Here is a 21,045-nt window from a genome sequence, read left to right on the forward strand (position 1 = left end):
AACTGATGCGTTCATCCTGGCAGAGCAAGCGGTGGGTCTTAAATGATTTATCTGGCAATTGATTGTTGAAAATCGGGATTGGGCGGTAAATATAAATGAAGGGGGACGCGAATTGATGTTTTTTAAGTTTTATCTGAAAAGTGGTAAATGATAGCGTTTCAGCGTTCAACTAATAAATAAGTTAAGGTGCGTTAGTCATCAGTTGAGTTAATGAATAACGTTAATTCCAATAGCTGTATAAGATAAACGTTGTCACGATCTAAATTTCAGGGCATAAAAAGCGCAAATGCCATTGATAGCAATAGGATAACTGGCAAGGTTAACTCATCGGAACAGATTTCTGCCAGCAAGAGAGTAGCGTTAATGTGTCACGTCTGCCTTAATTTTGCGCTCGATTTTCTGCCTGATTGATTACAATATCAAAAAAATAAAACTAACCTTATTAAGTTTGGTAACAAGTGTTGATGAATTTTTCCCTGTTTCTATTAAAGAGTGTGAAACAAGACTGAACAATGCATCATTACTGTTACTTTAATGAAGTAATATTTATCTTTTCGTTATTTTGTTGCTGTTTATAATTAGTTGAAGCTGACTGAATTAAAAATTTGATAAGAAAAGTTAGCCTTCATAAATAAGAGCATTTTGCGACGCTTTATTTTATCAATGTCCGCCCACATCTTAAGGGAGATGATCATGGGGAAATCTTTAGATGCACAACACAGCAATAATAATGATGAAACGCTACTTTCAACGTTGAGTACGAAACAGTTGTCAGCCTCTCAGTCACCGATAGGATGCTACTGGCTTCAAAAGAGCCTGCCCAGTGGAAGATATATCGCGAATAAAAGCAGCAGCGCAGGGTATACTTTCTCTAATGGCACGCCGGATGACGATGATTTTATAGTGATTTGTCCAGAGGCGTATGCGCTGCCTGAAAATCTTTTAAAAGAGATTGCTAGCCTTAGTGACACGCTGCCAGAACTCAACTGTTACCTGATTTCACTGGTTAAAAATGCATTGCCGCAGGGATTACAAAACTCTTCTGCCTTGTTTCAAAAATTACATGAACAAGGTTTATGGCAACATGATTTGTTCGCCGTGGTACTGCGCGCAGCGCAACTAAGAGAATTTAGTAAAGAAACAACTTTGCAGGATGTCATGTTGATGGGGTTGTTAAATACCCAGTCGGTTTGGGTTGTACAACAGTCTGTTAATGAATCCCCAATGAACGCCCAAACGGGATTAAAGCACCCTGTTTCCTACCAGCAATTTATTTCAGACTATGAAAGGTTAACGAGACTGACACAATTTATTCCTGAAAAAAATCACTTCAGAGAAATTTATTTACGTCATGCTTTAACGCAGTTAATGCGTGGCGAATGCTCACAACAGCGTCAACTTTCCGCTAATGTTCAACATGCAATCGATTATTTTGGCGATAAAATGAAAGCCAAAAATTATTGGGAAAACTTAATGCTGAAACAACCTGTCATATTTTTCACATTAATGAAACTGAGAAGAAAGCTACAACCACAGTACCAGTTTTAATTTTAAGAATTAGCCCGCTGGGCGAGCGAATATTTTTATGTCACGCTTATGCATACCAGGAAAGTAAGCCAGACACCATTAAAAATTATGTCAATTAAACGTAATGCTATTGCTAATTATATCGGCCAGATTTACCTGACACTGTCTGGTATTTTAGTTGTCCCTCTTTATATTCAACATCTTGGAATGGAAGCCTACGGGTTAGTTGGCTTTTTTTCAATTCTATTGACGTGGCTGCAATTGCTTGATGCAGGCGTTTCGACAACATTGATGCGTGAAGCTGCACGCTATCGTGCAAACCAGAAAGAGTTTGTTTGGTTTCCATCGCTCTTTGCTGCCCTGACGAAGTTCTTTCTGATTTCAACGTTGTTGCTTGTGGTGCTGGGCTGGCTTGCGACGCCGTGGATTGCTACCCATTGGCTGGATGCTAAACATCTTCCTGCAAATGATGTAGTGATGGCCGTGGGTATTATGGTGATTACTGCAGCTATACGTTGGCGCACCAGTCCTTATCGCAGCGTTATTGTTGGGTTTGAGCATCAAGTCTGGCTGAACGGCGTTAACTTAATCATTACGACCTTACGCACTTTCGGTGCCGTTCTCGTCATACAAATTTTCCCTAATCCCGTCCTGACTTTCTTTTTCTGGCAATTGTTGGTTTCAGTGGTGGAAGCCGCATGCTGTATTTATAAGGCGTGCCAACTTGTTCCACGCGAAGCGCGCCAAGAGAAACGTGAAGATCTTAAAGAGGTGCTGAAACCTTTCTTACGTTTCGCGCTGAGCGCGGCGTTTTCTAGTGCTGTATGGACATTTATTTCGCAAATTGATCGGCTGGTACTCTCTAAAACCCTGCCACTGAGCGAATACGGTTCGTTTACTGTTGTCGCTACAGCCGCCACGGGTATTTTACTGCTTAGTAGCCCAATTATGCAGGCTATTGTGCCCCGCATGACAGGAATGAAAACGCGTTCAGGCAGCGGCGACACTGAATCTTTGCAGCTCTACCGCTACACCACCCAAGCCGTTTCTATCTTTATGGCACCGCTCAGTATAACTATCGCGTTTTACGCAGGCCCCTTGCTTTGGGCATGGACCCAGAAGCAGCAGATAGTTGATGAAATGTCATTTATTCTCAGCCTGTATGCGTTAGGAAGTGGTATTCAAGCAATATGTGGGTTGCTCTATCATCTGCAATATGTGAACGGTAATCTTAAGCTGCATATGAAAGGTTTCACTTTCTTTGCCATCGTGTTGGTTCCCCTCAATATCTGGTCAGCGGTCCATTTTGGCGCGTTGGGCACCGGTTGGTTATGGCTAGGACAGAATGTTTTCTATCTCACAGGATGGGCATGGTTGGTGCATCGGCGATTTGCACCAGGCATTCATTTTTCCTGGTTAACACGTGATGTAATGATGGTCTGGGCCGTATCAGCACTGATTGCCTGGCTCAGCACGTTACTTCCCATTGAGTGGAATCAAAATCGTTGGATCAATCTGCTGTGGCTTGGGCTGATTGGCTTGGTAAATTTATCGGTGTGTTGTCTGCTGCACAGCCTGGTGATTAAGCGTTTGAAAACGCCTTTGCTCAAGAGATTTAACCTGGAGGGAAGAGGATGACAATGCTGACTTCACGCGATGGCCCTACGGTATCAGTGATTGTGCCGAACTGGAATTGCAAACCTTGGTTGGCTGAAGCCATGACGTCACTGTTGCGCCAGTCCTCACCCCCTGAAGAAATCATTGTTATTGATGATGGTTCAACAGATGGCAGCGTTGAATGGTTAACCGATCTGGCAGCGCGCCATCCACACGTTACCTTGCTTCGTAACGAGCGCAGCGGAGTGAGTGCTGCACGAATGAAGGGATTAGCCGCCGCAAGCGGCGACTACATCTATTTCATGGACGCAGATGATTTTGTTTCAACCGAACTGTTTGCTGATTTTCGCCGCGTGAAGGCTCGCCATTCAGGCATTGAGCTGTTCTGTTTCGGGGCAAAGATGTTTTTTGACCTGCCAGCCTATCAGCGGGAATATCAGTTGATTCATCAGCGTCATATCAGCGGCTTGTTGTCGGGTGGCAGTGATACATTGATGAAACTGATGAAATCGCAGTCGGCTCATCGTGTGGTCTGGAGCAGTATTATTTCGCGCGAGCTGATTAATCGATTATCGATCGGTTTTTTATCGATTCAAAATCACGAAGACGCGCCCTATATGTTTGCGCTTTATATGCAGGCTAACCAAATTTATCTCACTAGCCAGAGCTACTATTACAAACGTTTTTTGCTAAGTTCCTTGTCGCAAAGTACGCGAGATTTTTCCTGGATTGAAAATTACTTTATCGCTCGCGAAAGCAGTGAAACTTTTTTAAAAAACCAGGGTTTAGAAATCGATGAGGAATTACTGGATGATTATTATCAAACAATAATGCAGGGATGCTTAAGTCAGATTCGTAAGAACACTATGCAAATTCCTGCTGTCTGGCGCGCACCGGTTGAACGCCTGGTACGCAAAGTCACTCAACAAAATCCGCGCATGAAACTTTTATGGTATTGCCCAACGCTTTTCGTGGGACTCCAGGCTTGCCGCAATCGATTGTCCCGCTACTCACCTAAGCGCTGATATTGATCAAATTCAGTTGCACAGGATAAATTTACTTTTGCGCCAGAGCACTTTACCATTCTGGCGCACATTTACCCGTGCACTGACTTTCACGATCGCTTCCGCCCTTCAGGAGAGTGCATGCTTTATCCTATCGTCCGTCCGGCGCTATTTAAGCTCGATCCCGAGCGCGCGCACGAACTTACCTTTCAGCAATTACGTTTTATCAGTGGCACACCGCTGGAAGCATTGATTCGCCAGAATCTGCCCTCCCGTCCGGTAACTTGCATGGGATTGACCTTCAAGAACCCGCTGGGTCTTGCAGCCGGCCTTGATAAAAATGCGGAATGTATTGATGCTTTTGCGGCCATGGGCTTTGGCTTTGTGGAAGTGGGAACGGTAACGCCGCGAGCACAGGCCGGTAATGATAAACCGCGTATGTTTCGTTTAATCCAGGCGGAAGGGATTATCAATCGCATGGGCTTTAATAATCTGGGTGTCGATCATCTGGTAGAGAATGTCAAAAAGGCGCGGTTTAATGGCATCCTCGGCATTAATATTGGTAAAAATAAAGACACGCCGGTTGAGCAGGGCAAAGACGATTATCTGATTTGCATGGAAAAGGTGTATGCCCATGCTGGCTACATCGCCATTAATATCTCTTCGCCTAATACGCCCGGTTTACGCACTTTACAATATGGCGAAGCGTTAGATGATCTACTTTCGGCGATTAAAGCAAAACAAAAAGAGCTAGAGCAGCGTCACCTTAAATATGTCCCAGTGGCCGTAAAAATTGCCCCAGATCTTTCCGAAGAGGAGTTGGTGCAGGTTGCGGACAGTTTAATACGTCACCAAATTGATGGTGTCATTGCCACCAATACAACGCTTGATCGATCACTGGTCAGCGGGCTGAAATATTGTGACGAGGCGGGTGGGTTGAGCGGGCGTCCTGTGCAGTCGCGCAGCACTGCGGTGATCCAACGCCTGTCACAAGAGCTGAAAGGAAGCTTACCGATTATTGGTGTTGGCGGTATTGATTCCCTGACGGCAGCACGTGAAAAAATGGCGGCCGGTGCAACCTTAGTTCAAATTTATTCTGGCTTTATCTATAAAGGGCCGGGGTTAATTAAAGATATCGTGACCCATCTCTAAGACAATTCTCACAATATAGCGCCGGGGGGTTTATTTCTCCCTTCGGCTCGTTTATATTTTGGCCTGTTACGCGCTTTTCAGCTTTTCCTTATGTCATTTATTTCGCACTTTTTCGCGTAATTAGACACAGCGGTTTACTACAGGGCACTCCATGAAAATCAAACCTGATGACAACTGGCGTTGGTATTTTGACGCGGACCATGACCGGATGATGCTTGATCTGGCAGACGGTATGCTTTTTCGTTCCCGTTATTCCCGCAAAATGCTCACACCCGATGCATTCAACGAATCAGGCTTTTGCGTCGATGACGCCGCGCTTTATTTCACTTTCGAAGAGAAGTGTCGTCACAGTGAATTAAGCCATAATCAACGCGCCGAACTAGTATTGAATGCATTGGTTGCCGCACGCTTCCTTAAACCGCTGATGCCTAAAAGTTGGCATTTTTCCAGCTGCCAGCAAAGTGTGCAGCCAGCCATGGGTGAAATAGTGGAAGTGACGTTGGCTGACAGCGGTGAGCAAGCACGCTTGCTGGTGGTTGAAAACGGTGATAACGCGGCACTCTGTCTGCTGGCGCAACCTGCCTTAACACTCGCCGGTAAAGGCATGGTATTGGGGGATGCAATCAAGGTGATGAACGACCGTTTGCAGCCGCAGCAACAGGAAATTGCACCGCGCTACGCTCGCGCGGTGTAATCGCGTTAAGCCAGTTCGATATTACCCGCCGGAATACAGCTACAACTCAAAATGGTGCCATCACTGCGAATGGCACTCTGCTTCAACGCTTTGACCTCGCCTGAAACCAACGTCATTTTACAGCTGCCGCACAAGCCTGCCCGACACGAATAGGGAATGCGGAAACCCTGCATCTCGAGCTGCTCCAGCAGAACCTGCTGATTGTCACCACTAAATTGTTGCCCTTGATAGTCAATAGTGAGTTCCGCTTTTGCCTGCCGCTGCGGCTTTAGCGTTTGCACAACGGCTCCCGCACCATAAGCGCGCGGCGTATGGCGTTTTGTCACCGTCACTTCATCGCCTACGCGAATAATGCCGCTGTTGCGGGCAACCAGGTTAAGACCAAAATCGATGTCGCCGCTGCCATCTTGCGCACTACGGAAGCGCTGTAATGTGGCGAGGGGCTGGCCATCAGGATGTTTGCGGCCGCTCTCTGGGCTCACGGTGGTAAAAATACAGCGGCTACAAGGTTTCGGCACTTCAAACGTTACGCCCCCGACCTGCAGTTCAGCCCAGTTATCTTCATCCCAGGCTGCCGCACCATTCACCACCAAATTGGGGCGAAATTGTTCTATGCGCACGCTGGCAGGCGATCGCTGTTGCAAATCGTGTAAAGAAGCACTGTTGATCAGCAAGAAAGGGTAGCCATCGGCGAAACCCAGCGGCACGGTTGCGAAGTTTTTGACCCGGCGAGTAGGCTGCGCGCCTATCCAGCGCAACTCTACCTCACGCGGAAAGAAGCTGCTTAACCACTGATTAATGGTATCCGGCGCAATCCGTGAGGTAAAATGGTTGCCCCACACCTCGGTAGGTTTTTCTTGCGGGGCAAAATCACTAAAGCAAATCAGCGACTGGCTTCCATTCGGGGCTTGTAGAAACAGCCCATCCGGTAATATTGCCGGTGTAAAACGCACCATCTCAGGATACTGACGCGCAGTAATGAAGGTGCCATTCGGTTCGGTCAACATGAAGATGCGATCAAACGCCAATCCGCTCTCCAGAACCTGCGCGTGTGAGAGGTGCAATCCGCGCATCGACTTAACAGGATGAATAAATAAGCGGGAAAGCGTGATCATGGTGTTCTCCTTGAAACCAGGCGCGAAAGACAAAAGAAGCTAACTTTATGACATAGGTCTCTGATTCGCTATAATGCGCAACAATTTTCTCAAGAGTAAGAAGTGACGATATGAATTCTCTGTTTGCCAGCACGGCGCGTGGGCTCGAAGAGCTGTTAAAAAGTGAGCTAGACGCGCTGGGCGCGCAAGATTTGCAAGTGGTGCAGGGAGGCGTTCACTTCGAAGCTGATGACCGCATCATGTATCAAAGCCTGATGTGGAGCCGTCTGGCGTCGCGTATTCTGCTGCCGCTGGGCGAATTTGGTGTCTACAGCGATCTCGATCTCTACCTTGGCGTGCAGAGCGTTGACTGGACAACCATGTTTGGTAGCGACAAAACCTTCGTGGTGCATTTCAGCGGCACCAATGATGCGATCCGTAATAGTCAGTTTGGTGCATTGAAAGTTAAAGACGCCATTGTTGACAGTTTCACCCGCAAAAATCTGGAACGTCCTAACGTTGACCGTGAACAGGCGGATATTCGTATCAACGTCTGGTTGAATAACGATCGTGCCAGTATTGCGCTGGATCTCAGCGGCAGTTCGCTGCATCAGCGTGGCTATCGTCAGCAAACGGGTCAGGCGCCGCTTAAAGAAAACCTTGCGGCTGCGATTGTACTGCGTTCTGGCTGGCAGCCGACTACGCCGTTGATCGACCCCATGTGCGGTTCCGGTACGCTGTTGATTGAAGCGGCTTTAATCGCCAGCGATCGCGCGCCGGGTCTGCTGCGCAAACACTGGGGCTTTACCGCCTGGAGCCAGTTCAACGCGGCATTGTGGTCTGAAGTAAAAACTGAAGCCCAAACGCGTGCTCGCGCCGGTACCGCAGCCACCGAAGCGCGTTTCTTTGGTTACGACAACAACGGACGTGTATTGGAATGGGCACAGGCGAACGCTCGTCGCGCGGGCGTATTCGAGCTGTTTACCTTTGGCCAACAAGATTTGTTGAAGCTGAAAAATCCGCTGCCAGCAGAGGTTCACGGCACGGTTTTGAGCAACCCGCCTTATGGTGAACGACTGGATAGTGAACCGGCGTTGATTGCGCTGCACAGCCAGCTTGGCCGTATTATGAAGCAGCACTTTGGTGGCTGGAATTTGTCGCTGTTTAGCGCCTCGCCCGAACTGCTGAGCTGCTTGCAACTGCGTGCCGATCGTCAGTTCAAAGCTAAAAACGGCCCATTGGACTGCGTACAGAAAAACTATCAGCTGGCGGTTAATAGCAGCGAAAGCGCTAACCAGATTGCCGAAGATTATGCGAACCGCTTGCGCAAAAACCTCAAGAAGCTTGAGAAGTGGGCGCGTCAGGAAAAAATTGAAAGCTACCGTATTTATGATGCCGATCTGCCAGACTATAACGTAGCCGTCGATCGCTACGCCGATTGGGTCATTATTCAGGAATATGCCCCACCGAAAACTATCGATCCGAATAAAGCACGCCAACGTCTCTTTGACGTGATCAGCGCGACGCTGACCGTGCTAGAGCTGCCAGCAGATCGCCTGATCCTGAAAACGCGTGAACGTCAGAAAGGCAAAGCGCAGTATCAGAAGCTGAGCGAAAAGGGCGATTACTTTGAGGTGCAGGAGTTTAATGCACGCTTCTGGGTAAACCTGACTGATTATCTCGACACCGGCCTGTTCCTCGATCACCGCATCGCGCGTAAGATGCTGGGCCAAATGAGTCAGGGCAAGGATTTCCTTAATCTGTTTGCTTATACCGGCACCGCCAGCGTTCACGCCGGACTGGGTGGCGCACGCTCTACTACCACAGTTGATATGTCACGTACCTATCTGGAGTGGGCAGAACGTAACCTGCGCCTGAACGGCCTGACTGGACGTCAGCATCGCCTGATGCAGGCAGATTGTCTGAGCTGGCTGAACGAAAGTGATGAGAACTTTGATCTGATCTTTATTGATCCGCCGACCTTCTCTAACTCCAAACGCATGGAAGAAAGCTTCGACGTGCAGCGCGATCACATGATGTTGATGCGTAATTTAAAACGCCTGCTGCGTCGGGGCGGCACCATCATGTTCTCGAACAATAAACGTGGTTTCAAAATGGATCTGGAAGGGCTGAAGGAATTAGGTCTGCAAGCGCAGGATATCACCCAGAAAACCCAGTCGCAGGATTTCGCGCGTAACCGTCATATACACAACTGCTGGCTGATCACTCACGCCGGTAAGGAATAAGTTTACATGTCATTAATCAGTATTCACGGCGCCTATCTCTCTTTCAGCGATGCGCCGTTATTAGATAACACCGAACTGCACATTGAAGAAAATGAACGCGTCTGTTTAGTCGGGCGCAACGGTGCAGGCAAATCCACCTTGATGAAAATCATTAATGGTGAACAACCGCTGGATGATGGTCGCATCATTTATGAGACCGATCTGGTGGTTGCACGTCTGCAACAGGATCCACCGCGCAATATCACCGGTTCAGTTTACGATTTCGTGGCTGAAGGCGTGGAAGAGCAGGCTGAACACCTGAAAGCCTATCACGCTATTTCCCATGTGGTAATGGAAGATCCCAGCGATAAGAACCTCAATGAGATGGCTCGTCTGCAAGGCATTCTTGATCATCAAAACTTGTGGCAGCTCGAAAGCCGCATCAATGACGTGTTGCAGCAGATTGGACTGGAACCCGATACCGAGCTTTCTTCGCTGTCGGGGGGGTGGCTGCGTAAGGCCGCTTTAGGCCGCGCGCTGGTGAGTAATCCTCGCGTTTTAATGCTGGATGAGCCAACCAACCACCTCGATATTGAAACTATCGATTGGCTGGAAACGTTCCTGAAAACCTTTACCGGCAGCATTGTGTTTATCTCGCACGACCGTTCTTTCATTCGCAATATGGCAACCCGTATTGTCGATCTCGATCGCGGCAAACTGGTTTCCTGGCCGGGCAATTACGATCTTTATCTTGAAGGTAAAGAAGAAGCACTGCGCGTTGAAGAGATGCAGAATGCCGAATTTGACCGCAAGCTGGCGCAGGAAGAAGTGTGGATTCGTCAGGGTATCAAAGCGCGCCGTACGCGTAACGAAGGCCGCGTGCGTGCGTTAAAAGCGTTACGTCGTGAGCATTCAGAACGTCGTGAAGTAATGGGCAAAGCCAATATGCAGGTCGGTGAAGCCTCACGTTCCGGTAAGATTGTTTTCGAAATGGAAAACGTCGATTACTCAGTGGGCGGCAAAACGCTGGTGAAGGACTTCTCTTCACAAGTGCAGCGCGGCGATAAGATTGCTTTAATCGGACCCAACGGCTGCGGCAAAACGACGTTGCTGCGTTTGATGTTGCAGCAGTTGAAAGCAGACAGCGGACGCGTACATTCCGGTACCAAACTTGAAGTCGCTTACTTCGATCAGCATCGCGCTGAACTCGATCCCGATCGTACCGTGATGGATAACCTGGCGGAAGGTAAGCAGGAAGTGCTGGTCAACGGTAAGCCGCGCCATGTGCTGGGTTATTTACAGGACTTCTTGTTCCACCCGAAACGCGCAATGACACCCGTGCGTGCGTTGTCGGGCGGGGAGCGCAACCGTCTTTTACTGGCGCGTCTGTTCCTGCGTCCAAGTAACCTGATGATTCTCGATGAACCGACCAATGACCTCGACGTTGAAACGCTGGAACTGTTGGAAGAGCTGATTGATGGATATCAGGGCACCGTTTTGCTGGTGAGCCACGATCGTCAGTTCGTCGATAACACCGTAACGGAGTGCTGGATTTTTGAAGGCAACGGCGAAATTGGTACTTTTGTCGGGGGTTATCATGACGCACAGCAGCAGCGTGCGGCTTACAAACAGCAGAAATCGGTTACAGCGTCAAAAGCGCCAGGCACAGCGGCTAAACCTGCGGCAGAAAAAAATGATTCTGCCAAACGCAGCGCCAACAAACTAAGCTATAACCTGGCGCGCGAGCTGGAACAGTTACCGCAAAAGCTTGAGCAGCTGGAAGCGAAAATCGGCGAATTACAGGCAAAAATGAGCCATCCTGATTTCTTCAGTCAGCCACATGATAAAACCCAGCCGGTTTTAGATGAACTGGCTCAGACTGAACAAAATCTGGAAACCGCTTTTGCTCGCTGGGAAGAGCTTGAGTCACTGAAAAACGGCGGGTAGTTAAAAGGAATAAGGGATGTGTTCAGCAGATAAAACTGGCGCGTGGATGCTCTGTCCACAATGCGATTTGATGGTCAGACTGCCGGACATTCCTGTTGGCAGCCGTGCATCTTGTCCGCGCTGCCATACCACCTTGACGGCCAACTGGCACGAACCGCGTAAAAGACCCACCGGCTATGCGCTGGCGGCGTTGTTCATGCTGTTATTGGCCAATCTCTTCCCGTTTATCACCATGAAAGTGGCGGGGATCAGCAGCCAAATTTCCTTGATGGAAATACCTCAGGTGATGGTTTCTGAAGATTACAGCAGCCTCGCCACGCTGTTTTTATTGGTGGTACAAGGCATTCCTGCCTTTTGTATGCTCACGATTATTCTGTTGGTTAATCCCATTAAGATGCCTGCCGGTGTGAAACGGATTTTGGCACGCGTGCTTTTCCAGCTTCGCAGTTGGGGCATGGCCGAAATTTTTATGGCTGGCGTGCTGGTGAGTTTCGTTAAACTCATGGCGTATGGCGACATCGGATTGCAAACCAGCTTTTGGCCTTGGTGTCTGTTTTGCCTGCTACAACTGCGCGCTTTTCAGTGCGTTGATCGCCGCGAATTGTGGCAGAACATTGCGCCAATGCCTGCGTTAAGGCATCCACCTGAAGTGGGCGTTACGGGCTTGCGTCAGGGATACCGTTCTTGTCCTTGCTGTACGGCAATTCTGGCGGTTGATCAGCCTGCATGTTCACGTTGCGGCGTGGTCGCCGGTGCACGCCGCAAGCACAGTCTGCAATGGACGCTGGCGCTGCTGCTCACCTCAGTCATGCTCTATGTTCCTGCTAATCTGTTGCCTATCATGGTGACTGAAACCCTTGGCAATGCGTATCCCTCCAATATTATGGCGGGCGTTATTTTGCTGTGGAGTGATGGCTCCTATCCGGTCGCGCTGGTGATTTTCATCGCCAGTATTATGGTACCGACCTTGAAGATGTTGGCCATTGGCTGGCTTTGCTGGGACGCCAGCGGACGTGGACGCCGTGACAGCCACAGAATGCATCTGATTTATGAAGTGGTCGAGTTTGTTGGCCGTTGGTCGATGATCGACGTATTTGTGATTGCTGTGCTCTCTGCGCTGGTGCGCATGGGGCAATTAATGAAGGTCTATCCAGCGTGGGGAGCCGTGTTGTTTGCGCTGGTGGTCATTTTGACCATGATTGCTGCGATGACTTTTGACCCACGTTTGACTTGGGATCGTGTTCGCGAAAATAAATTAAAGGAGCCGCGCCTTGACGGAAACTAACCACGGGCATGCCAAAGTGGAACAGATTAAGCGCTGGTCGCCGGTCTGGATTGTCCCCATCGTGACACTGCTGATTGGCGGATGGATTTTGTTCTATCACTTCAGCCATCAAGGTCCTGAAGTGACGCTGATTACTGAAAATGCCGAAGGAATTGAAGCAGGAAAAACCACCATTAAAAGTCGCAGCGTTGATGTAGGTATCGTCGAAAGCGCGGTACTGACTGACGATTTACATCACGTTGAAATCAAGGCGCGCTTAAATTCCGGGATGGAAAAACTGTTACACAGCGATTCGGTTTTTTGGGTGGTCAAGCCGCAGGTAGGTCGCGAAGGAATATCCGGTTTGGGCACTTTACTTTCCGGGGCGTATATCGAATTACAACCGGGCAGTAAGAATGAGCAGGCAGAACAATATCAGCTGTTGGATGCACCTCCGCTCGCACCACCCGATGCCAAGGGCATTCGCATTACACTCGACAGTAAAAAAGCTGGGCAGCTGAATGCTGGCGATCCGGTACTGTTTCGCGGCTATCGCGTAGGTACGGTGGAAACCAGCACCTTTGACACCGACAAGCGTATGATGACTTATCAACTGTTTATCGCCGCGCCTTATGATCGTCTTGTCACCACCAATGTGCGTTTCTGGAAAGACAGCGGAATAGCCGTGGATATGTCAGCGTCAGGTATGCGTGTCGAGATGGGCTCCTTAACCACGCTGTTCAGCGGCGGTGTCAGTTTTGACGTGCCGGATGGCTGGGAGCTCGGAAAAGCGGCAGAGAACAAATCAGATTATCATCTGTTTGACGATCAGCGCAGTATTCAGGATTCGCTCTATACCAATCACATTGATTACCTGATGTTCTTCACCGATTCGATTCGTGGTTTGCAGGCAGGTGCGCCGGTAGAGTTCCGTGGAATTCGTCTGGGTACAGTTTCTGAAGCACCGTTTATGAAAGCGGGAGTGGATCAGGCGCTGAACAATGATTATCGCGTTCCTGTGTTAATACGTATTGAACCAGACCGCTTTATTAGCCGTTTGGGTGAAAACTTCGATCTTGAGCAACATTTGCAAGATGGTAAAAAACGCGGCCTGCGTGCCACGCTGAAAACAGGCAATTTGCTCTCTGGCTCGCTGTATGTTGATCTCGACTTCTACGATAACGCGCCTGCCTATAAAGGACCGGAAAAGATCTCGGGTTATGAAATCATTCCTACCGTAAGCGGCGGTTTAAGTCAGATTCAACAAAAACTGATGGCGGCTCTGGATAAAATTAATGGCTTGCCGCTGGACGGTATGATTACCCAAGCGACCGGCACATTGAAAGAAAGCCAGCGCACTATGCGTGATCTGCAGCGGACTATTGATAACGTCAACAATCTTACTGGCAGTCCGGCGATGAAAACCTTGCCGGAAGATATGCAGCAAACCCTGCGAGAGTTGAATCGCAGCATGAAAGGTTTGCAGCCGGGATCCCCTGCATACAGCAAATTGGTCGGCGATATGCAACGCCTGGATCAGGTATTGCGAGAACTGCAACCTGTGCTGAAGACACTGAATACCAAGAGTAATGCATTGGTGTTTGAGGCCAAACCGGGACAAGATCCCCAGCCAAAGAGGGCAAAATAGTGAAAAAAGGGTTAATACTTTTTGCCGCGCTCGCGCTGAGTGCATGCAGTAGCACCATTGATACGACCTATTATCAGCTGCCTTCCGGGGCAGCTTCAATGCAGGTCAATAGCGCCAGTCAGATGCAAGGCCAACCCACACTGTGGGTGCAGCAGGTGACGGTGCCAGATTATCTGGCGGGTAACGGCCTGGTTTATCAAACCAGCGATGTTAAGTACGTTATCGCAGCCAATAATCTTTGGGCGAGTCCGCTGGATCAGCAACTGCAGCAAACGTTAATTACTAATCTCAGCAAAGCCTTACCGGGAAGGCTGGTTTCAGGTTCGCCATTGGGTGCCCAACATGACACGTTGAACGTAACAGTGACAGGTTTCCAGGGACGCTACGATGGACAAGCAGTCATCAGCGGTGAGTGGACACTAGAACATCAAGGAAGGTTAACGAAACGCGCGTTTAATCTGACCTTACCGCAGAAAGAAGATGGCTATGATGCGTTGGTCAGAACGCTGGCTTTAGGCTGGCAACAAACGGCACAACAAATCGCCAATAGTGCGGTTGAAATAAATTAAGAATAGTACGAGCATCATCTAAGCCCTTGATTAATCATGATGTTAACGTTGTGATGGTCAGGGGCTTTTTCTTAGACGAATCAGCGAGATAGCACAGCAATCTCTGTCACAAAACTCAAACTCTTTTTCAGATACAGGTCACAATTATGAAATTGGCGTGAATATTGCGCATTGATCTTTCTCTTCAGAGCGGGTAGAACATTAGAGTGGTTGAACATTAATTCACCACCTTTTTCTTTCCACCAGATTCCACCGACCTGATATGAGGGACACGGAGTATGAAGAGACAGAAACGAGACCGCCTCGAGCGCGCCCATTCACGAGGTTACCAAGCAGGTATTACAGGACGCTCAAAAGAGATGTGTCCGTATCAATTGATTGACGCTAAGTCTCACTGGTTGGGAGGTTGGCGACAAGCCATGGAGGACAGATCGGCGGCGGTTGCCTAACCGAATGTCACTGAAAAGGGAAAAAACCTCCGCTGAACGCGGAGGTTTTCGTTTCTGTCATTTAGAATGCGGTAGTGTCTTTAAACAGACCTACTTTTAAATCGCTGGCGGAATAAATCAGATTGCCGTCAACAAACACTTCGCCATCTGCCACGCCCATTACCAGTTTACGGTTAATGACGCGTTTGAAATGAATGCGGTAAGTCACTTTTTTCGCTTCTGGCAGCACCTGACCGGTGAATTTCACTTCGCCCACGCCCAATGCACGGCCTTTGCCTTCGCCACCTAACCAGCCCAGATAGAAGCCAACTAACTGCCACATAGCATCTAAGCCCAGGCAGCCTGGCATTACTGGATCGCCGATAAAATGGCAGCCGAAGAACCACAAATCTGGATTGATATCTAATTCGGCTTCAACAAAACCTTTATCAAATTTTCCGCCGTCTTCGGTCATTTTGACGACGCGGTCCATCATCAGCATGTTGCCTGACGGAAGCGGTGGGCCGTTCTCGCCAAACAATTCACCGCGACCAGATAAAATCAGGTCTTCTTTGGTATAGGATTCGCGTTTATCTACCATGTTCTCAATAAGCCTTGTTTTAGTGAATCACGAATACTAGCGAACAGTTGTACGCTGAGCAAATCGGATTAGCGGTGGTTAAACCAGTTGAGCCAACGTAGCGGCCACGGACGATGTGAAATGTCCTGTTGTTGGTTCAGCTGGCTGATGCGTTCCTGAATAGTGCCCAGCAAACAATCGCCTTCGACATTTTCTATATTCCACTCTTTACCGGTTAACAAAGGCAGGGCTTCGTCGGCACGATCAATCGCCCAAATGTGGAACCGACCTTGTTCAACGGCATTCACCACTTCCTGATTCAGGCAAAGATGGCGAACATTACAGGCTGGAATAATTACACCTTGCTGGCCAGTAAGTTCACGCTGATGGCAAATATCAAAGAAGCCTTCAATCTTTTCATTTAATCCACCAACTGGCTGGACATTACCGAACTGATCAACAGAACCGGTAACGGCGATCTGCTGATTTACTGGCTGATTCGCCAACGCACTGATTAATGCACAAAGTTCAGCTAATGAGGCGCTGTCACCATCGACTTCTGAATAAGATTGTTCGAACACCAGCGATGCTGAGAAGGGCAGTTGTTGTTCAAGCTCGAGTTCGGCAATCAAATATGCCTGCATGATCATCATACCTTTGGCATGGATATTCCCGCCAAGCTCGGCTTTACGCTCAACGTCGGTAAACTCACCGTCGCCAGGATGAACCACACAGGTAATACGTGAAGGATCACCCCATGCACGTGGATGGCCAGGATATTCCACTACTGACAATCCATTTATCTGACCAACCACTTCGCCTTCGGTTTCAATCAAAATCTGCTTCAGCAGAATTTCATCACGCATTCGCTCGTTCAGATAATTTTCACGCCATAAACGCGCATCAAGTGCATCGCGTAAGGTTTCCGCGGAAATGCTTTCACCCATTAAGGATGATTCACGTATCTGTCGCAGCAACCAGCGAGGACAAAGTGGCAACGTTTCCTGATCGCCACTGTACCGGACACCTTCTTTGATTAGCTCTGGCCAAAAATCGGCTTCAGGTATCGGCAGGTTGGCTTGCTTGGCTAAATCCACTGTCCAGCGGCACCACGAGAACATGTCATCCTCATCCAGCACTTGAATGTTTTCTTCAAATTCAGTGTAGATGGACATTTCGTGGGTTTCAGGATCGAGCTCCTGAAATTCAGCTAAGGCTTCGCGATCGCCACAAAGCACCAGATTAAGCTGAAGTGGAAGAGGTGGAATCGACACCGGTAGCGGGCGTCGTTCATCCTGAGAAATCCAGTCAACGAAACCTTGCTCAACGCATTTTTTCAGGCGCATCCACAGCAGCGGCTGCGCCAGAAAGGAGCGTAACGACAAAATTAGCGTACCGCCGTTGGCACGGTGAATTAAACCTGGCTCAAGCTGAATGCGATCTTTATGTGAACGAACGCAGCCAAACAATTGCTCCATCTCAATCCATTCCGCAAAATGCACTTCACCTTGACTGGTAAAAGGGCGATCTTTGTTGGAAGGCGGTTGCAACGTGACGTTATCTGCAATGATATGGTAATCACCGCCAAATAATGTGGCTGCATTAGCCGAGAAGCGTTGTGCAGTTTGCGCAATAAGCGAAAGATAATCTCGATTTTCCTGACTGCGAATTAACAACAGAGGAAAACCTTGTGTTTGATGATGTAAATGCGCCAGCGCATTGAGCAGCCGAGGCTGAACCGATGCGAGTGAATCGGTCTCTTCATCAGCAATTCGGGAGAATACGGATTGGTATTGCGAACTATCCGGCTGTAAGTTTTGCCACGTAAGTTGAGTGCTGGTCAAAATAATCGCATTTATCTGATTGAAGAAAAGCGCGATTATACAGGAATCACCCTTGTTAATCACGGCAGAGTTCCAATTGAAGATGTGACGGCGGCAACATGTTTTTCGTTGCTACATCCGGGAAAAAAGCTGTTATTCTTAGATTGTTACGTGATCACGATGAGATTCCGATGAAATACCAGCAACTCGAAAATCTTGAATGTGGATGGAAATGGAAATACCTGGTGAAAAAGCATCGGGAAGGTGAACTGATCACGCGTCACCTTGAGTTAAGTGCGGCGAAAGCTGCGGTAGACGTGCTGTTGGCGATGGAAAACCATCCGGTAGATGTGGGTGAATGGATTGCCCAGCATATTCATCCTGATTTGGATAACCGCCTTAAGCAGACCATCCGCGCGCGCCGAAAGCGTCATTTCAACGCCGAGCATCAACATACCCGCAAAAAATCTATCGATTTGGAATACCTGGTTTGGCAAAGACTGGCAGGGCTAGCGCAACGGCGGAACAGCACTTTGTCTGAAACCATTGTGCAATTGATTGAAGATGCGGAACGTAAAGAGAAGTATGCAACCCAGATGTCGAGCCTTAAACAAGATCTGCAGGCTATCTTGGGAAAATCGAGTACAGAAAATGAATAACGACCTTCTGAATTATTGCTTTATTTTTCCAGCATGATCACCAGATACAAAAAACCCCGCCTGAGCGGGGTTTTTCTTACGTATTAACTTAAGCCTGAGGCTGAGTTACTACGTCTTTGATACCTTTAACGTCGATTTCTACACGACGATCTGGTGCCAGGCAGTCGATCAGGGCGTTACGGCCTTTCACGCTATCACAAGTGTTGCCAGTAACTGGGTTAGATTCACCCATGCCACGTGCAGAGATCTTGTTAGACGGGATACCTTTAGATACCAGGTAATCTACAACTGACTGAGCACGTTTCTCAGACAGTTTCTGGTTGTACTGCTCTGAACCGATGCGATCGGTAAAGCCCAGGACAACAACGGAACCATCTTTAGGATCCATTGAGCTCAGCTGGCTGTACAGCTGATCCAGAGCTTGCTGACCTTCTGGCTTCAGAGAAGCTTTGTTGAAGGTAAACAGAACGTCAGATTTCAGAGTGAAACGCTTGGTTTCAACAACTGGAGCTGGTGCTGGAGCAGGAGCTGGTGCTGGAGCAGCAACATCCTGACCGAAGCGGTAAGAAACGCCTACGCTCAGCATTGTGTTATCAGGACGTGCACCAACGGTACCTGCGTCACCGATGTTGTTAACCCACTGGTAGTCCAGGCGAGTAGCCCAGTTTTGAGTCAGTGCGTACTCAACACCCACTGCTGCCAGCGGAGAAACGCCAGTGTCGTGGTCGCTGATGCGGCCAGTCGTTGGGTTAGTCTGAGTAGAGTCTGCGCGCCATACCATACCACCCAGACGAGTATATACGTCCAGATCGTCAGCAATTGGGTAGCTCAGTTTAGCAGCCAGCTGAACGCCTTGTGCTTTAAATGCGCCGTTAGTCACGTCGCCTTTGTTAGGCATGCGACCCAGCCAGTCATAGCCCAGCTCGAAGCCCAGGTATGGGTTTGCCTGGTAACCAAGGAATGCACCCGCACCCAGTTGGCTTTCATGAGTTGGACCGTCATTGTTCTCGTAACCGTTACCGTAGTAACCAGTATCGTGATACTGAGACCAGCCCAGTTTAGCACCGGTATACCAGGTGTCATCTTTCGGAGCGGCCTGCGCTACGGTAGCGAAGCCAGCCAGTGCCACTGCAATTGCGATAGCTGTCTTTTTCATTTTGCGCCTCGTTATCATCCAAATAGGCAATGAGCAAAAAGGTTGCTCTTGGTTTAAATCCTTCGCCGGGTCAAAACGCTCGCTTATGACTCTACCGAAAAAACGGAGGTTATTGAGCACCCTGGCGAGATAAAGTCTACAACGAGATTGGAAACTTACAAGTATGATGTGAGGCGCTACTGTAAAAAAACAGCCGTTTATACACAAATTCTAACAATTGGCCTTGTATTATCGCCACCGCAAAATGGGTAAAAAAGGTGCTAAGCCATTGTCAATACAGGAGGTAACAGAATCAGTGGCTTAGCGATGAACGATAAGAAAAATAGCCTGAGATAAATCCCATTTTTACTTAATGAAACAAATCCGACTGAATTTTTAGCGCGTTTTGTGGTCGGAGAGGCGCTTCGGCAGGATTGCTTGAACGCAAAATGAGCCCTAAAGCTTCACCTTCAGCCGCCGCACGTTCAAGTTCACGACGCTCTTCTTCATCCAGTTCGTAGGGAATCCAGGCCAGTACCACGCTGTAATTACCCGTTCTTAACGCTTTAATCATTGTTTCTACAGCATTGAGCCGATCTGAATCAGCGATATGCATGCTTTTATCCAGTGGCAAACCTGACTGCTGCAACCATGCTCGATTGAGTTTATGCGCTGGCGTGAGCCACAGCTGCCAGCGAGATTGCTGACTTAACTGCTGCAACAGCGGTAACAGCAACATTTGCATCATACCCGGTTGCTCGCTGTAGCGTAACTCGGTTATCCAGCCGCTGTTTTGCTGTGGCATGGATGAAGACGCATAACGGTGAGCATCGCGTGCATTATTCGTATGTTGTGTCCGCATAAATTAATCACTCAACAATTGACTGTATGAATATACAGTAATGTCATCACGCATAAAGATCAACCCAAATTTCTGACAGCAGCTCGCAAAAACGACACAAGGTTGGGCAAGAATGCATTTATTCATTGAACCTGTTATCACTTTTTCTTATCTTCTAAGTGGCTGAATACAAAGCTATTTGAGAAATTTCCTGTACATGGAGGTGGGACTATGAAGAAAGTACATCAGGTTATTGAACGTTCAAAAGAATGCTTGTCACCATTAGGAAAAATAGAATCACGCACACAATTTGGGGGGTACACGTTAGCCGTAGAAAAGGTCGTTTTCGCATTGGTGAATGAGGACGAACTCTATCTGCGCGCCAGTGAAGCGTTACGTGAGTATGTTATTGAACGCCCTTTAGAGCCATTGATCTTTCGCAAACGCGGTTTACCCGTCAGCCTAAACTATTTCAAAGTTGACGAGGCCCTGTGGCAAAACGCTGAGCACCTTCTTGCGCTCTCGGCGTCTGCGCTTCAGGCTGCCCAGGGTGAGTTATTGACAAGACATGTCTCACTGAGATTAAAAGATTTGCCTAATCTCAGCCTTCGCATTGAGATGCTTTTGCGAGAAGCTGGAATCTGCACAGTGAAACATTTGCGTGAAATGGGGGCCAAACAATGTTGGCTCAAGTTAAAGGCAATTAACAAGCATGTTGGCTTGAATACTTTGCTGGCGTTGCAGGGTGCTATCTCAGGTCATCACCATGCAGCCTTACCGCCAGCGGTAAGGGCTGAGTTGAGTGAATGGTATAAGGATACTGTTAAGCGCTAGTCTG

The 21,045-nt window shown here is 48.4% G+C and carries 18 protein-coding genes; 13 read left to right on the plus strand and 5 right to left on the minus strand.

Annotated features, from left to right (window positions below; all coding sequences use genetic code 11):
- Positions 1–693: 693 nt before the first annotated feature.
- The 5 genes from ACF2G4_RS02650 (at position 694) to ACF2G4_RS02670 (ending at position 5,994) form a co-directional block, all read left to right on the plus strand.
- A complete protein-coding gene (locus ACF2G4_RS02650) occupies positions 694–1,548 on the plus strand; it encodes a hypothetical protein (protein ID WP_409075467.1) in 855 nt (284 codons plus the stop codon).
- An 87-nt stretch (positions 1,549–1,635) separates the two neighbouring features.
- Positions 1,636–3,165, plus strand: coding sequence for an oligosaccharide flippase family protein (locus ACF2G4_RS02655; RefSeq protein ID WP_332627522.1), 1,530 nt, complete (start codon positions 1,636–1,638; stop codon positions 3,163–3,165).
- Positions 3,162–4,169: a glycosyltransferase family 2 protein gene (locus ACF2G4_RS02660; RefSeq protein ID WP_332627524.1), complete on the plus strand. Its 1,008-nt coding sequence runs from the start codon at positions 3,162–3,164 to the stop codon at positions 4,167–4,169. Before ACF2G4_RS02655 ends, ACF2G4_RS02660 begins: the two co-directional genes overlap by 4 nt.
- 120 nt (positions 4,170–4,289) lie before the next feature.
- Positions 4,290–5,300 (plus strand): quinone-dependent dihydroorotate dehydrogenase, encoded by a 1,011-nt coding sequence (pyrD, locus tag ACF2G4_RS02665; protein WP_215847170.1) that lies wholly within the window; start codon positions 4,290–4,292, stop codon positions 5,298–5,300.
- Positions 5,301–5,451: 151 nt separating this feature from the next.
- Positions 5,452–5,994 (plus strand): cell division protein ZapC, encoded by a 543-nt coding sequence (locus ACF2G4_RS02670; RefSeq protein ID WP_215847169.1) that lies wholly within the window; start codon positions 5,452–5,454, stop codon positions 5,992–5,994.
- 5 nt (positions 5,995–5,999) lie between these two features.
- Here ACF2G4_RS02670 and ACF2G4_RS02675 read toward each other — a convergent pair whose 3' ends face one another.
- On the minus strand, positions 6,000–7,109 hold the full coding sequence (locus ACF2G4_RS02675) for a YcbX family protein (RefSeq protein ID WP_409075468.1): 1,110 nt from the start codon (positions 7,107–7,109) through the stop codon (positions 6,000–6,002).
- Positions 7,110–7,219: 110 nt separating this feature from the next.
- On the opposite strand from ACF2G4_RS02675, the gene rlmKL reads away from it, so the two are divergent.
- The 6 genes from rlmKL (at position 7,220) to rmf (ending at position 15,190) form a co-directional block, all read left to right on the plus strand.
- Positions 7,220–9,334 carry a bifunctional 23S rRNA (guanine(2069)-N(7))-methyltransferase RlmK/23S rRNA (guanine(2445)-N(2))-methyltransferase RlmL gene (rlmKL, locus tag ACF2G4_RS02680; RefSeq protein ID WP_215847167.1) on the plus strand — a complete coding sequence of 705 codons (2,115 nt, stop codon included), beginning with the start codon at positions 7,220–7,222 and terminating at the stop codon, positions 9,332–9,334.
- A 6-nt stretch (positions 9,335–9,340) separates the two neighbouring features.
- Positions 9,341–11,260: an ABC transporter ATP-binding protein gene (locus tag ACF2G4_RS02685; RefSeq protein WP_243078224.1), complete on the plus strand. Its 1,920-nt coding sequence runs from the start codon at positions 9,341–9,343 to the stop codon at positions 11,258–11,260.
- A gap of 16 nt (positions 11,261–11,276) precedes the next feature.
- Positions 11,277–12,545 carry a membrane integrity-associated transporter subunit PqiA gene (gene pqiA / locus ACF2G4_RS02690; protein WP_243078223.1) on the plus strand — a complete coding sequence of 423 codons (1,269 nt, stop codon included), beginning with the start codon at positions 11,277–11,279 and terminating at the stop codon, positions 12,543–12,545.
- Positions 12,532–14,172: an intermembrane transport protein PqiB gene (pqiB, locus tag ACF2G4_RS02695; protein ID WP_243078222.1), complete on the plus strand. Its 1,641-nt coding sequence runs from the start codon at positions 12,532–12,534 to the stop codon at positions 14,170–14,172. The genes pqiA and pqiB overlap by 14 nt, the downstream gene beginning before the upstream one ends.
- A complete protein-coding gene (gene pqiC, locus ACF2G4_RS02700; RefSeq protein ID WP_243078221.1) occupies positions 14,172–14,741 on the plus strand; it encodes a membrane integrity-associated transporter subunit PqiC in 570 nt (189 codons plus the stop codon). The genes pqiB and pqiC overlap by 1 nt, the downstream gene beginning before the upstream one ends.
- 278 nt (positions 14,742–15,019) lie before the next feature.
- Entirely contained in the window at positions 15,020–15,190 is a 171-nt protein-coding gene (gene rmf, locus ACF2G4_RS02705) for a ribosome modulation factor (protein ID WP_215847164.1), read from the plus strand.
- A 61-nt stretch (positions 15,191–15,251) separates the two neighbouring features.
- On the opposite strand, the gene fabA is transcribed toward rmf, so the two are convergent.
- Together fabA and ACF2G4_RS02715 are read right to left on the minus strand one after the other, a co-directional pair.
- On the minus strand, positions 15,252–15,770 hold the full coding sequence (gene fabA, locus ACF2G4_RS02710; protein ID WP_243078220.1) for a bifunctional 3-hydroxydecanoyl-ACP dehydratase/trans-2-decenoyl-ACP isomerase: 519 nt from the start codon (positions 15,768–15,770) through the stop codon (positions 15,252–15,254).
- A gap of 68 nt (positions 15,771–15,838) precedes the next feature.
- The gene (locus tag ACF2G4_RS02715) at positions 15,839–17,656 is read right to left on the minus strand and encodes a Lon protease family protein (RefSeq protein ID WP_215847162.1); all 1,818 of its coding nucleotides are present in this window, start codon (positions 17,654–17,656) and stop codon (positions 15,839–15,841) included.
- Positions 17,657–17,763: 107 nt separating this feature from the next.
- Between ACF2G4_RS02715 and matP the strand changes: the two genes are divergently transcribed.
- Complete coding sequence (matP, locus tag ACF2G4_RS02720; RefSeq protein ID WP_215847161.1) at positions 17,764–18,231, plus strand: macrodomain Ter protein MatP; 468 nt, start codon at positions 17,764–17,766, stop codon at positions 18,229–18,231.
- An 88-nt stretch (positions 18,232–18,319) separates the two neighbouring features.
- On the opposite strand, the gene ompA is transcribed toward matP, so the two are convergent.
- Positions 18,320–19,387 (minus strand): porin OmpA, encoded by a 1,068-nt coding sequence (gene ompA / locus ACF2G4_RS02725; RefSeq protein WP_243078219.1) that lies wholly within the window; start codon positions 19,385–19,387, stop codon positions 18,320–18,322.
- 349 nt (positions 19,388–19,736) lie between these two features.
- Positions 19,737–20,228 carry an SOS-induced cell division inhibitor SulA gene (sulA, locus tag ACF2G4_RS02730; protein WP_243078218.1) on the minus strand — a complete coding sequence of 164 codons (492 nt, stop codon included), beginning with the start codon at positions 20,226–20,228 and terminating at the stop codon, positions 19,737–19,739.
- Between the two features lie 210 nt (positions 20,229–20,438).
- Between sulA and ACF2G4_RS02735 the strand changes: the two genes are divergently transcribed.
- Positions 20,439–21,041, plus strand: coding sequence for a TfoX/Sxy family DNA transformation protein (locus ACF2G4_RS02735; RefSeq protein ID WP_243078217.1), 603 nt, complete (start codon positions 20,439–20,441; stop codon positions 21,039–21,041).
- Positions 21,042–21,045 lie beyond the last annotated feature (4 nt).

Source organism: Pantoea phytostimulans, assembly GCF_046118715.1.
In the GTDB taxonomy this organism is placed as follows: domain Bacteria; phylum Pseudomonadota; class Gammaproteobacteria; order Enterobacterales; family Enterobacteriaceae; genus Pantoea; species Pantoea phytostimulans.